Below are 12,881 nucleotides of genomic sequence, written 5' to 3'. Positions count from 1 at the left end.
TCGTCGAGGCCCGAAGGGTTGGCAGGAGGTCGCGTGAGCAGCCTGGAGGCCGTCTGGGTGCAGCCGTACGAGCGGCCGGGTGCGGTGGTCGTGACCGGCGTCTTCGACATTCTGCACGTGGGCCACGTGCGCTACCTGGGCACGGTGGCGGCGCGCGGGCTGCCCCTGGTCGTCGGCGTCGAGGACGACCCGCGCGTGCGTGCGTGGAAGGGGCCGAGCCGCCCGCTCAACCCATCGGCGGAGCGCGCCGAGGTGCTGGCCGCGCTCCGCTTCGTCACCGGGGTCTTCATCGTGACGGGCCCGCCTGAGGCGCACGGGCCCGAGGACTACATCGACCTGCTCGCGCCGATGCGGCCGGACGCGCTGGCCCACACGGCGGGCGACCCGCACGCGGGGGCCCGCGCCGCCGCGGCGGCCATCCTGGGGGCCGACTGCTGGGAGATGGCCGCCATTCCGGGCCGTTCCACGACCCGCATCGTCAACGCCGCCACCAAGCCCTGACGGCCGCGTAACGCGACCGGCACGGAGAGGGCGACGTAGCCCTCGGCGCCGCCTCGAGATTGCGGGCGACGGGCCTGCGCGTCGAACGCCGCCGCTCCGAGGCCGTACGCCCCGTCGAATGCGGCAGGTGGCAGAGCCTCGATGCCGGTGCGCGCCGCTCGACAAGCCCAGGAGCGCGGAGGCCACCTTCCCGTCGCGCGGGGCCAGCGGGTCGAGCTCGGCGTAGGCGGCCGAGGCGGCTGAGCCGCGAACGGCTTTCACCGGCGCCCTTCCGCCGACAGCCCCGTTCCGTTCTGCCGACTCTCTTGCCGTATCTATCGAATCTCGATAGATTCCCATCGTTGGTCGATGGATGGAGCGGTGATGGGGAAGCTGACAGTGCTTGCGTTGCGCGCCGTGCTCGTGGTGCTGCTCGCCGGCTCGGTGTTCGTGCAGGCGGTCATGGTGCCGTTGCTGGCCGCGGACCTCGATGGGCTCGACTCGGAGCTCGCGTACCCGATCCCCGCCTACCTCGTGACGATCCTGCTGGGCGTCGTGACGGCGCAGGTCGTGCTGGTCTGTCTGTGGCGGCTGGTCACCATGGTGCGGCGCGGCACGGTGTTCTCGCACGCCGCCTTCCGGCACGTGCACGTCGTGATCGGGGCGTTCGTGGCGGCCGCCGTCCTGACGTTCGTGCTCGCGGTCCTGCTGGCGCCTGGTGAGGCCGTCGCCCCCGGTGTGGTCCTGCTCGTCTGCGGGGTCGTCGTGGCGATCCTGGGGGTCGCGCTCGTCGTGCTCGTACTGCGGATGCTCCTGGCTCAGGCCGTCGCGCGGGACATCGAGGCGGCGCGGCTGGAGGCCGAGCTGGACGAGGTCATCTGATGCCGATCGTCGTCGACATCGACGTGATGCTGGCCAAGCGGAAGATGTCCGTGGGGCAGCTCGCCGACCGGGTCGGGATCACGCCCGCCAACCTGGCGGTGCTCAAGAACGGCCGCGCCAAGGCGGTGCGCTTCACGACGCTGGCCGCGCTCTGCGAGGTGCTCGAATGCCAGCCGGGAGATCTGCTGCGCTGGGAGCCAGAAGCCGCCGCGGAGCGGTGACCCTTGTACGTCGCCGATCCGGGGGTCACGGAGGCGCAGCCGCGTGCGTACGCCGCCGGGTGGGGGCCGAGCATGATCGCGTAGTCTTTCCTGGCATGACGGCCGACAGGGTGGCGAGGCGGGTGACGGACCTGCTGGCGCCGCAGGTGCTGGTGATCGTCATGCCGCCCGTCGTGGGCCTGCTCGCCCAGGGGTGGACGGGCGCGGCCTGGGGGCTGGTGGCCTCGGCGTTGTGCGGCGGCATACCGGCGGCGGTGATCGCGCTGGGTGTGCGTTCCGGGCGCCTCGACTCGCACCACATCGTGGACCGCGCCCGCCGTACGGGGCCGCTGCTCGCGGCGGCGGCGGCCGTGCTCGTGGCGCTGGCGCTGCTGATCCTGCTGGGCGCTCCGACGCTGCTCGTCGCGACGGTGACCGCCATGCTCATCGCGCTGGGCGTCACCGTGCCGATCACCCTGCGCTGGAAGATCTCTTTTCACGCCGCCGTGTCCGCCGGCACGGTCGTCGTGCTCACGGATGTGCTGCCCCCGTGGCCGGCCGCGCTCATCGGAGGAGCCGTCGTGGCGCTGGTGTGCTGGGCCCGCGTCCGCCTCACGCACCACACCGCGGCCCAGGTGGTGGCGGGCGCGGCGGTCGGCACGCTGACGACGTGGGCGACGCTGGCCGCCTTCGGGCAGTGGTGAGCGCGGAATAGCGGGCTCGCCGGCGGGGTTGCCGCGAACATGGACGTCACGAATCGTGGCCGGGTGCGCGTCGAGCGTACGGCCAAGCGTGTGAGGACCTATCTCGGCGGCCGGGTGGTGGCCGACACCACCTCCGCCCTCCTGGTGTGGGAGGTGCCCTACTATCCCGCCTACTACTTCCCGGCGGACGACGTGGACGCCTCCGCGCTCAAGCCGACCGGCGCGACCAAGCACTCCCCGAGCAGGGGCGACGCCGTGGTCTACACGGTCACCTCCGGCACCGCCGAGGCGAAGGACGCGGCGCTGTCCTACCCTGAGTCGCCGCTGGAGGAGATCCGCGGCCATGTCCGGTTCGAGTGGGACGCCATGGACGCCTGGTTCGAGGAGGACGAGGAGGTCTTCACCCACCCGCGCGACCCGTACACCAGGGTGGACATCCTGCCCAGCCAGCGGCACGTGCGCGTCGAGGTGGGCGGCGTCACCGTGGCCGACTCGCGCAGCCCGCGCATCCTCTTCGAGACGGGGCTGCCGCCGCGCTACTACCTGCCGAAGACCGACGTACGGCTCGACCTGCTGGAGCCCTCCGACACCGTCACGCACTGCCCGTACAAGGGCAGCGCCGAATACTGGAAGGTCAACGGCGAGAAGGACCTCGCCTGGTCGTACCGGACGCCACTGCCGGAGAGCCAGAAGGTCGCCGGGCTGATCGCCTTCTACGACGAGAAGCTGGACGTCTACGTGGACGACGTCCTCCAGCCCCGCCCCAAGACCAAGTTCTCCTGACCCGCCCGCCCAGGTCTCGCCGGCCGGTCACACGCCGGCCGGCCGGGCTCACGGTGCGGTAGTACGGCAGGGGTCACGCCGGCGACGGTGACGGAGGTTGTCCCGGGTCCTGAACCGCAGGGTCGGCTTCGCCGCGTCCCGCCCATTTTTTGAGGGCCTCAGCAGGTCCTTTCCGGGGGACGTCGTGATGCTTCAGGACCGTCCGGGCGAGCAAGATCGCTCCAGGGACGTGTTCTTCGGCGTTGCCCTTCGGATCCTCCAGCAGTTGATGGGCCCAGAGCTGGTTCCAGCGCCCCGCCTCCACGAAGGTCAGCAGGATCTCGCCGACGTGGTGTTGGGCGCTCGTGGTGGGGGCGGGCGCGGGAAGGCGCAGGAGGGCGTCCTCGATTCTTTGCAAGGCCGCTTTGATCTCCGCCATGGATTCTTCGGCCGCGTTCTTCTCGATCGCCTGTGGCGCGGCATCTGGCATGCTTTCGACCTCGCTCGCCTGGGGCAGCGGGTCGGGCGTGCCCCCACCCTCCCTCCGCGGCCTCTTGAACGAACTCATGAACGCGGCCCATATCGCAGCCCACCATGGGGCCTTCGGGTATTCCTGCTGCGTACCGATGTTCGTTGTCATTCGCCCCTCGCCTGGTCGAGACAACTGTCGCTCGAACCGTACGAAGCGGACGGGCGCACGACCAGGCGATACTTCGCTGGCCGCACAGCGACTATGTGATCCCCCCGCGGCCCTCGGTTGACACCCGATGGGGTGATGCAACACCCTTTCACTACTCAATTAGTGAAAGGGTGTTTCGGTGATCGAGTTTCATCTCGACCGCGGCTCGGGGGTTGCGACGTACCTGCAGCTCGTCCACCAGGTCAGGCAGGCCCTGAGGCTGGGTGAGCTACGGCCGGGTGACCAGTTGCCCACCGCTCGTGAGGTGGTCGAGCGGCTGGCCATCAACCCCAACACCGTGCTGAAGGCGTACCGCGAGCTGGAGCACGAGGGCCTGGTCGAGGGGCGGCCGGGCATGGGGACGTTCGTGCGGCAGGGCGTCGCCGGGCCGACGCTCGCCGACCACACGCGGTTGCGGCGCGGGCTGGAGGCGTGGGTGCGCGAGGCCAGGGCGGCCGGGCTGGATCAGGAGGATCTGCGGGCGCTGTTCAGCGTGGTCCTGGCCGATGCCTCGAAGGAGGGGGCGGCGTGAGGCCCGCGCTGGAGGCGACCGGGCTGGGCGTGCGCTACCGCCGCTCGTGGGCGCTGCGCGACTGCTCGCTCGCGGTGCCGGCCGGGCGCGTCGCGGCGCTCGTCGGCCCGAACGGCGCCGGCAAGACCACCCTCATGCACGCCGCCGTCGGCCTGCTGCGGCCCGCGCGGGGCAGCGTGCGCGTGGCGGGGGAGGCGGCGTTCGTGGCGCAGGACAAGCCGCTGTACGACGGGTTCACCGTCGCCGAGACGCTCGCCTTCGGCCGCCGGATGAACACCCGCTGGGACGGCGACGCGGCGGCCGACCGGCTCGCCCGGCTCGGCATCCCCCTGGACCGGAAGGCGGGCGGGTTGTCGGGCGGCCAGCGGGCGCAGGTGGCGATCACGCTCGCGCTGGCCAGGCGGCCCGACCTGCTCGTGCTCGACGAGCCGCTGGCCAACCTCGACCCGCTCGCCCGGCACGACGTGATGCGCGCGATCATGGCGGAGGTGGCCGAGCGGGAGCTGACCGTGCTGCTGTCCTCGCACGTCGTCTCCGATCTGGAGGAGACCTGTGACTGGCTCGTCGTGCTGAACGACGGGCGGCTCCAGGTCAGCGGCGACATCGAGGACCTGCTCGCCGGGCACCTCGTGCTGACGGGCCCCGCCGACACGCCGTCCCCGGCCGGGGTGTCGGTCGTGGGGGAGAGCCGTACCGGGCGGCAGGCCGGCCTGCTCGTCAGAGGCGGCCCCGTGCCGGACCCGCGCTGGCGGGCGCGCCGCGCGAGCCTGGAGGAGCTCGTCATGGGTTACCTGCGCAGCCCCGCCTCGGCGGCCCTGCCCGGCCTGGCGGGGGTGGGCGCGTGATCTGGGTGACGTGGCGCCAGCACCGGGCGCAGATCCTCCTCACGGCCGGCTTCCTCGCGGTGCTCGGGGTGCTGCTGCTCGGATCGGCGGTGGAGGCGAGGCTGTACGTCGCCGGGCACGCCCCGCCCGGCTGTCCCGGCCCCGCCGTGGCCTGCGCCGAACTGGAGGTGGCGCTGGGACGGCGCTACGACGCGGTCTACTCCGTCTTCGGCTGGATGCCGCTGGTGTTGCCCGCGCTGATCGGGGCGTTCTGGGGAGCGCCGCTGCTCGGCCGCGAGTACGAGCGCGGCACCCACCGCCTGGCCTGGACCCAGTCGGTGCCGGTGTGGCGGTGGCTGGCGGTCAAGCTGTCGGTGCTGGCCGGGGCGGTCGTGGCGGGCGGGCTGCTGCTGTCGCTCATGGTGAGCCTGTGGCGGCCGGTCTTCAGGGCGGGGATCGACTCCTCGTTCGGCAACATCGGCGTGTTCAACATGGTCGGGGTGGCGCCCGCGGCGTGGTGGCTGTACGCGTTCGCGCTCGGCACCCTGGCCGGGGCCGTGTTCCGGCGTACGTTGCCGGCGATGGCGCTGGTCGTGGCCGGGGTGGCGGCGACGATGGCCGCGCTGTTCGGGCTGAGCGACCATTACGCCGAGCCGGCGCGGGCCGAGCTGACGGGGACGGTGGTGCTCGACGACGTCGACGCCCGGCTGGTGCGCGCCGCCTGGGTGGAGCCGTCCGGCAGGGAGGTCGCCGACCCGGCCGGCAGCGGCTGCCCGCTCCGGGCGGACGCGGGGCGCAGCTCCAGGAACGCCGAGGCGTGGCAGGAATGCCTGTTCGCCAAGGGCTACCGGTATGCCATGTACTACCACCCGCCGTCCAGGTTCTGGCGCTTCCAGTGGACGGAGGCGGGCATCCTCCTGCTCGCCTCAGCGGCCTTCGGCGGCCTGGCCGTACACCGCACCCTCCGCCGTCCGGGTTGAGGTGGTCACCGGTCGAGCGGGGTGGAGGCGGTGACCTGCTGGAGGAAGGCGAGCCCGTCGTACTGCTCGGCCGGCACGGTCGGCATGAAGGCGAACTTCGCGGTGAGCCGGCCCGCCGCCGCGCCGAAGGCGCGCATGTGGCTGGTCGCCGCCAGCCAGCCGGCCACGGATTCCGGGCGGTCACCGCCGCGCAGGTCCACCAGGTGGTCGCCGGAGTGGGCCGCGGCCAGGCGCGCCTCCACCACGCGCGGCGCGCCGGCCAGGGGGACGCGGAAACGCGCGGGCCTTCGGCGGCGTACCATCCGGCCGAACCGCATGCGGTGCGCGCGGAACACGCCCTTCCCGAACGTCGCCCCGAGCGCGTAGTACGCCGCGCCGTGGTCGCGCGCCAGGTGCAGGCCCATCGAGGGAACGGTGCCGCCGCTGTAGTGGCCCTTCATGATGTGCCCGTTGTGCGCCCACAGCGCGATCTTGGCTCCCGGCTCGGCCATGAGCAGGTTCACGTTCTCGGCCATGTGCCGGTCGCGGGCGACGCCCAGCGTCCGCAGGGGATCGGCGTGCCGGTACGGCCTGCTCGCCATGTCGGCGAACTGCCGCACGATCCTGGCGTGCTCGCGCGCCTCGGCGGGACCGTGCGCGGCCACGTACTCCTCCAGCCGCCGCGCGTCCGCCTCGGCCTGCCGGTCCAGCGGCTCCCACCGGGGCCGCGGCGTCGTATGGCCGAGACCGTCGAGCGGGTCGAGCAGTTCGGCGGCGTCCTCGCCCAGGCAGGCGCGCAACGCGCGCAGCGCCGCTCCCGGGTGCTGCGGGTCGACGCCGGCGAACCGTACGGGACGCGCGGCGGTGCGGTTGTGCTCGCGCAGCCGTTCGATCACGGTCAGCATCTCGGCGGTGTTCAGCGTCCAGAAGCCCAGCCCCGCCAGCGCCTCACGTGGGTCGCCGGTCCCGCCGGTCACGTAGGCGTCCACGGCCCGCGCCGCCGCGGCGCTGGCCTCGATCGCCAGCATGGTGAAACCCAGCTCCTTGATCAGGAACTCGGTGAGCCGCCACCTGAGCGAGAAGAACTCCGCACTGCCGTGGGTGGACTCGCCCAGCCCGACCAGCGTCACCCCGTCGAGCACGTCCTTCAGCGGCTCCAGCCGGCCGAGCGGGATCGCCCGCTCGGCCAGCCACGCCGTCACGTCATCCGGCATGGGCGGTGAACAGACGGGTCAGGACACGGGTGCCGAACTCCAGGCCCTCCACCGGGACGCGTTCGTCCTTGCCGTGGAACATGCCGAAGTAGTCGAGGTCCGGCCGCAGCATGAGGGGAGTGAAACCGTACCCCTGGATGCCGATGCGGGCGAACGACTTGGCGTCCGTGCCCCCGGCCAGCACGTACGGCACCGGCCGCGCCCCCGGGTCCTCGGCCACCAGCGTCCCCGCCAGCTCGTCGAAGAACGCCGACGGGTACGGCGCCGCCGGCGCCTCCTCCAGGTTGACGAACTCCCGGGTGATCTTCGGCCCGAGCAGCTCGTCGATCGTCTCCAGGAACTCCTCCTGCAGCCCCGGCAGGTAGCGCCCGTCCACGTGCGCCTCGGCCGTCGAGGGCACCACGTTCACCTTGTAACCGGCCTCCAGCATCGTCGGGTTGGCCGAGTTGCGGATCTGGCCGCGGAACAGGCCGCCCAGCGCGCCGAGCCGGGCCGCCTCCTCGTCCAGCCGGTCGAGGTCGATCGGCTGCCCGGTGATCTCCGACAGGCTTCGGAGCAGCGCCGCGACCGACGGCGTCAGCCGTACCGGCCACTCGTACGAGGCCACCCGCGACAGCGCGTGCGCCAGCGTCGCGACCGGGTTGTCCACCGCCGGGCGCGACCCGTGGCCGGCCACGCCGTGCGCGGTCACCTTCATCCACGAGGTGCCGCGCTCGCCCACCGCGATCGGGTACACCCGGTGCTCGCCCGAGGCGACGCTGAACCCGCCGGACTCGCTGATCGCCTCCGTGACGCCGTCGAACAGCTCCCGGTGCTCGGTCACCGCGTGCCGCGAGCCGTAGTCGCCGGTCGCCTCCTCGTCGGCCAGGAACGCCAGCACCAGGTCGCGCCTGGGCCGCTCGCCGCGCGCCGCCATGCCGAGCACGGTCGCGAGGGTCATCGCGCACGCGCCCTTCATGTCGACCGCGCCGCGCCCGTGCACGCAGCCGTCGGCGATCTCGCCGGAGAACGGGTGCGTGCGCCACTCGGCCGGGTCGGCGGGCACCACGTCGAGGTGGCCGTGCACGAGCAGCGCGTCGGGGGAGTCGCCGTCGATCCTGGCCACGACGGTGGTCCGCTTCGGCGCCGACTCGAACACCACCGGCTCCAGCCCGGCGTCGGCCAGCAGCGTGGCGACGTACTCGGCGGCCGGGCGTTCCCCGGAGCCAGGGTTGGTGGTGTCGAACCTGATCAGATCCGAGCAGATCTCGGCAACGCTCTTCAAGCTCTTCCCTTCAGGGTCAGTGGCGGCACCTCGGGCGTCTCCAGGTCGAAGATCAGCCCGTAGAAGGCCAGCTCGGCCTCCAGCGTCGCCACGATGGTCTCTTCCCTGCGCCAGCCGTGCTGCTCGCCGGGGAAGGTGAGCAGGGCCCACGGCCTGCCGTGCTTGTCCAGCTCGCCGACGAACCGCTCCGCCTGGCCGACGTCCACGATCGCGTCCTCCAGACCGTGCAGCATCAGGCACGGGCCGGACGCGCGGGAGGCGTTCAGCAGCGGCGAGCGCTCGGTGTAGCGCTCGCGCGTCTCCGGCAGCGGGCCGACCAGGCCGTCCAGGTAGCGCGACTCGAAGTCGTGCGTCTCGGCCGCCCAGCTCTCCGGGTCGGTGATCGCGTAGTGCGCGACGCCGCCCGCGAACACGTCGCTGTGCACGAGCGCCGCCACCGTCGTCCAGCCGCCCGCGCTGCCGCCGCGGATCGCGATCTTCGCGGCGTCGGCCAGGCCCCGTTCGACCAGGCCGCGCGCCACCTTGGCGCAGTCCTGCACGTCCACCACGCCCCACTGGTGGCGCAGCCGCTCCCGGTACGCCCGCCCGTAGCCGGTGGAGCCGCCGTAGTTGACCACGGCCACGCCGATGCCCCTGCTGGTGAAGTACGCGATCTCCAGGTCGAGCACGATCGGCAGGTTCCCCGTGGGCCCGCCGTGCACGAAGATCACGTACGGTCCGGGGCCCCGGGCGTCCAGCGGCGGGTACAGGTGCGCGTGCACGCCCTCGATCGTCACGGCCTCCGGCGTGGGCAGCAGGGCGCGCTCCGGCAGCGGCTTGCGCGCCGACACCGCCTCGTGCGCGCCGTCGCCGAGGTCCACGAGCGTCACCTCCAGCGGCGTGTACGGCGTGCCCTTCACCGCCGCGACCCTGCCGCCGGCCACGGAGACGGTCGAGGCCCAGAAGGTGGCGTCGCCGCCGACCTCGCGCAGGTCGCCCGTCCCCGGGTCCAGTACGCCCAGGCGACGGTGGTCGGGGGTGCCGTACACGACGGCGAGCCGCCCGTCGGCGGCCACCGCGAAGGAGGTCAGGCCCGGTTTCCAGGCCGCGGCGCCGAACTCCGCCGCCATCGGGGTGAGGTTGCGGGCGGGGGAGCCGTCCAGCGGGACGAGGTGCACGTTCCACCAGCCGGTGGGGTCGGTCACCGCGTACAGGCTCCTCTCGTCGCGCCACTCGGCCTGCACGACCGACTCCTGCGGGCCGCCGGCGACCACCTCGTACGCGCCCGCCGTCCCTTCCGCGGACAGCGGGGCCACGCACAGTTCGGTGCCGTCCCAGGGCATGTTCGGATGGTCCCAGCCGATCCAGGCGACATTTCGCCCGTCGGGCGAAATTCTGGGATTCATCAGGAAATGGTGGGCCTTGGTGATGGCCCTGACCGGGCCGCCGTCCAGCGGCACCGCCACCAGGTCCCGCACGTCGTCGATCTCCCTGACCGCCCAGACCTCGCCGCGGCCCGGCGGCAGGTACAGGTCGCCGTACCGGGCTGGGCCCTGCGGGGTCAGCGGCTCGGGCGCGCCGCCCGGTCCGAGGCGGTACAGGCGCTGGTCGGCCCAGTTCGTGAAGACCAGGCCGCCATCCGGCAGCGGACGCCAGGAACGGCCGCCGTACTCGATGAGGCGGTTGCGCGCGTTCCAGCCGGCGGGCAGCGCGTCCACCCGGGAACCGTCCGGCAGGCGGCGCACCACGCAACGCCTGCCGCCCTCGTGGGGACGCGGCTCGTCCCACCAGACCTCGACGCCGGCGGGAGTCTCCACCGCCTCCACCCACTGGGGGCCGCCGTCGGTACGGGCCACGTCGATCGGTCGAATGCTCATGAACTCACCAATTGCCATTGCTACAAGGAGGAAGAGGAACTTCGGGAGGGTGGATGACGTACGTGATGCCGCCGCTGCCCGAGCTCCTGAGCCACACGTGCTCGAACGCCGCCCGTGGGTAGACCCGGCGGACCTCGGCGTCGCGCGGCGCGGCGGGGTCGTTGACGACGACGTCGCCCTCGGCGGTGAAGCCGGTGACGACGAGGAGGTGACCGCTGGTGGAGTAGCAGGAGCCCGGCAGCTCGGCCGCCTTGAACGACTGCGACGTGATCACCGGGATCCCGGCCCGTACGAAGCACTCCAGCTCCGCCGCCGAACGCAGCCGAGTGACGAACCCCGCCAGCCCGTACCGCCCCGCGTAGGCCACGCCGAACGGCCAGTTGCCGGTGCCCTGGTAGCTCGTGTCGTACGTGCCCGCCGCCGCGTGGTCCACCGCCGGCGCCGGGTCGCCGTCGCCCACCCAGGCCAGCTCCCCGGCGGACGGGCCGCGGCCCCAGAACCCCAGCACCATCGCCACCGAGGCGGGTCCGCACCAGTTGGCGCCGCCGCCGTCGTAGCGCGGATGGTGCCCGGCGTGGGCGTGCTGGGTGTGCCGCGGCACCGGCAGCTCCACCGCGGGACCCGGCGTGAACGGCGCCGGCTCCGGCGGATGCGGCGGCAGCGCCGAAGCCATCACGCCCAGGCCGGTCACCCGCGCGCCGGCGCCGTGCCAGGCCACCCGCACCTGGTAGGCGGTCACCGGCCGCCGCGCCACGAACGTGTCCACCGCCACGTCGCCGTCCCCGTCCCCCTGTCCCGGCACCGAGGTGCGCGGGTCGCCGTGCTCGGACCAGCGGCCCATCACGTACCACTTGGTCAGGCCGCCCGAGGCGGTCCTGGCGCGCAACGCGATCTCGATCCAGGAGCCGGGCGCGGTGCGCGCGGTCCAGGACGGCACGACCTGGGTGGCCGCGAAACCGATGGGGTGCTCCTCGCCGGTCCACTCGCCATCCCCGTTCCTTCCGGGCCCGTTGATCAGGGGCCCGTTGATCAAGTACCCGGTGATCTCGGGCACGGCGAAGCGGGTGAAGGCGACGCGGGCCAGATCGACGGTGAGCACCAGCCACATTGTGGTTTTGTACCCCGTGTCGCACATCGGATGGTTTACGTACCGGCGTGATTGTGTCGGTGATCATCTCTATGGTTCGGGGCATGACTCAAGCCGTTCAGGCGTACTCGTACGCCGGTTCCTCGACGCTCGCCGGCGGCAGGCTCGGCCTCTCGACCTCCGGTGGCACGGCGTTATCCGGTCCCCAGACGCACCCCAGGTTCTTCAGCGGCCTGCTCACCCACGCGGCGCCGGCCGCCGCCGGGCTGCTCGCCGTGGCCGACGTGGCGCTCACCCGCTACCACAAGCCCCGGCCCGGCTGGACCCGCGACCCGGTGGTGACCTGCGACGGCGAACGCCTCAGGTTCGAGTCGTTCTCGGCGTGCGGCGGCGTCTACGCCCGCCTCGACGTGACCGGGCTCGACGGCGACGTCCTCGACCGCGGCACCACCAACGTCGACGTCAACGGCCCGCTGCGCGAGTCGCTGGCCAGGGTCGGCGGGAGCGACCCGCTTCACTTGGGTGTCGGGCCCGACGATCTGACCGTCACCACGCTCGACGGGGCGGTGGTCGAGAAGAAGGTGCCGCTGCCGTCGCGGTGGCTGCGCGGGTTCGCCGAGGTGCAGGTGATCGCCGCCGGCTGGGATCTGCGGGCCGAGCTGGCCGGGCCGCACGCCGTACGGTTCCTGCGCTCCCTGCCGCGCGGCGCCCGCGCCACCGTCTGGGCCGTCCCGGCGGGCCGCGACCTGCGCGTCTCCACGAGCCCCGCGCCGGGCGGGGTCTGCCTGTCGGGCGCGGGCCGGGTGGCCACGCTCATGCCGCTGCTCAGGTTCGCCAAGGCGCTGCGCGTGTACGGGCCCGCCGACGGGTCCTCCACGGCGAGCGCGTGGGAGGTGGAGCTGCCCGGCATGCGCTACACGCTGGCCCTGTCGCCCGAGCCGTGGCGCGGCTTCTCTGGCGAGGGCGCCGTCCTCGACGACCTGGCCACCGACGAGGCGGCGGGCGACGCCGACGTGGTCGGCATGCTGCTCAACTTCGAGCCCACCGTCGAGCTGGGGCTGCTCGCCGACCGCTCAGGGCTGCCCCTGGATCGGGTACGCGCCGCGCTCACCCAGCTCGGCACGGCCGGCCGCGTCGGCTACGACCTGCACGACGCCGGCCACTTCCACCGCGAGCTGCCCTACGACAAGGAGCAGGTGGCCGAGCTCAACCCGCGTCTCACGGCCGCCAGGGCACTGGCCGAGTCCGGCGCCGTGCGACTGCTGTCAGGCGACGAGGCCGAGGTGACGACGCGCGGCGGGGTCCGCCGGGTGCGCATCGCCGAGGGCGCCTGCACCTGCCCCTGGTGGTTCGACCACCGGGGCTCCCGCGGGCCGTGCAAGCACGTCCTGGCGGCCCGCGTCCGCGCCCGCACGCCCGCGGAGGCGACCCTGTGACC

14 protein-coding genes are annotated in these 12,881 nt (G+C 73.0%); 9 read left to right on the top strand and 5 right to left on the bottom strand.

The annotated features are described in order from the left end of the window. Window positions 1-33 precede the first annotated feature (33 nt). The 5 genes from E1286_RS13615 (at window position 34) to E1286_RS13595 (ending at window position 3,049) form a co-directional block, all read left to right on the top strand. Entirely contained in the window at window positions 34-501 is a 468-nt protein-coding gene (locus tag E1286_RS13615) for an adenylyltransferase/cytidyltransferase family protein (RefSeq protein WP_132612319.1), read from the top strand. Window positions 502-864: 363 nt separating this feature from the next. Continuing rightward, window positions 865-1,362, top strand: a complete 498-nt coding sequence (locus tag E1286_RS13610) for a DUF2975 domain-containing protein (RefSeq protein WP_132612317.1) — start codon at window positions 865-867, stop codon at window positions 1,360-1,362. Further along, window positions 1,362-1,583 (top strand): helix-turn-helix domain-containing protein, encoded by a 222-nt coding sequence (locus E1286_RS13605; RefSeq protein WP_132612315.1) that lies wholly within the window; start codon window positions 1,362-1,364, stop codon window positions 1,581-1,583. Before E1286_RS13610 ends, E1286_RS13605 begins: the two co-directional genes overlap by 1 nt. Window positions 1,584-1,678: 95 nt before the next feature. Then, complete coding sequence (locus E1286_RS13600; RefSeq protein ID WP_132612313.1) at window positions 1,679-2,266, top strand: hypothetical protein; 588 nt, start codon at window positions 1,679-1,681, stop codon at window positions 2,264-2,266. A 90-nt stretch (window positions 2,267-2,356) separates the two neighbouring features. Further along, window positions 2,357-3,049, top strand: a complete 693-nt coding sequence (locus tag E1286_RS13595) for a DUF427 domain-containing protein (RefSeq protein WP_246074829.1) — start codon at window positions 2,357-2,359, stop codon at window positions 3,047-3,049. Between the two features lie 73 nt (window positions 3,050-3,122). On the opposite strand, the gene E1286_RS13590 is transcribed toward E1286_RS13595, so the two are convergent. Then, window positions 3,123-3,668, bottom strand: coding sequence for a hypothetical protein (locus tag E1286_RS13590; RefSeq protein WP_132612309.1), 546 nt, complete (start codon window positions 3,666-3,668; stop codon window positions 3,123-3,125). A 178-nt stretch (window positions 3,669-3,846) separates the two neighbouring features. On the opposite strand from E1286_RS13590, the gene E1286_RS13585 reads away from it, so the two are divergent. The 3 genes from E1286_RS13585 to E1286_RS13575 are packed head-to-tail and all read left to right on the top strand — an operon-like array spanning window position 3,847 to window position 6,043. Further along, window positions 3,847-4,239 (top strand): GntR family transcriptional regulator, encoded by a 393-nt coding sequence (locus E1286_RS13585; protein WP_132612307.1) that lies wholly within the window; start codon window positions 3,847-3,849, stop codon window positions 4,237-4,239. After that, window positions 4,236-5,084, top strand: coding sequence for an ABC transporter ATP-binding protein (locus E1286_RS13580; protein ID WP_132612305.1), 849 nt, complete (start codon window positions 4,236-4,238; stop codon window positions 5,082-5,084). The genes E1286_RS13585 and E1286_RS13580 overlap by 4 nt, the downstream gene beginning before the upstream one ends. After that, on the top strand, window positions 5,081-6,043 hold the full coding sequence (locus tag E1286_RS13575; protein ID WP_132612303.1) for an ABC transporter permease: 963 nt from the start codon (window positions 5,081-5,083) through the stop codon (window positions 6,041-6,043). Before E1286_RS13580 ends, E1286_RS13575 begins: the two co-directional genes overlap by 4 nt. Window positions 6,044-6,048: 5 nt before the next feature. Here E1286_RS13575 and E1286_RS13570 read toward each other — a convergent pair whose 3' ends face one another. Genes E1286_RS13570 through E1286_RS13555 form a run of 4 tightly spaced genes read right to left on the bottom strand, consistent with a single transcriptional unit; the run spans window position 6,049 to window position 11,464 of the window. Next, window positions 6,049-7,236: an erythromycin esterase family protein gene (locus E1286_RS13570; RefSeq protein ID WP_132612301.1), complete on the bottom strand. Its 1,188-nt coding sequence runs from the start codon at window positions 7,234-7,236 to the stop codon at window positions 6,049-6,051. Beyond that, entirely contained in the window at window positions 7,226-8,500 is a 1,275-nt protein-coding gene (locus tag E1286_RS13565) for a M20/M25/M40 family metallo-hydrolase (RefSeq protein WP_132612299.1), read from the bottom strand. The genes E1286_RS13570 and E1286_RS13565 overlap by 11 nt, the downstream gene beginning before the upstream one ends. Continuing rightward, entirely contained in the window at window positions 8,497-10,356 is a 1,860-nt protein-coding gene (locus E1286_RS13560) for a dipeptidyl-peptidase 5 (RefSeq protein WP_187368159.1), read from the bottom strand. Before E1286_RS13560 ends, E1286_RS13565 begins: the two co-directional genes overlap by 4 nt. 4 nt (window positions 10,357-10,360) lie before the next feature. Further along, a complete protein-coding gene (locus E1286_RS13555) occupies window positions 10,361-11,464 on the bottom strand; it encodes a C39 family peptidase (RefSeq protein WP_132612297.1) in 1,104 nt (367 codons plus the stop codon). Window positions 11,465-11,547: 83 nt separating this feature from the next. Here E1286_RS13555 and E1286_RS13550 point away from each other — a divergent pair, with 83 nt between their 5' ends. Next, the gene (locus E1286_RS13550; RefSeq protein WP_165969719.1) at window positions 11,548-12,879 is read left to right on the top strand and encodes an SWIM zinc finger family protein; all 1,332 of its coding nucleotides are present in this window, start codon (window positions 11,548-11,550) and stop codon (window positions 12,877-12,879) included. Window positions 12,880-12,881 lie beyond the last annotated feature (2 nt).

Origin of the sequence: Nonomuraea terrae (genome assembly GCF_004348995.1) — a bacterium.
GTDB classification, from domain to species: domain Bacteria; phylum Actinomycetota; class Actinomycetes; order Streptosporangiales; family Streptosporangiaceae; genus Nonomuraea; species Nonomuraea terrae.
This window is presented reverse-complemented; position numbering and strand designations above follow the sequence as displayed.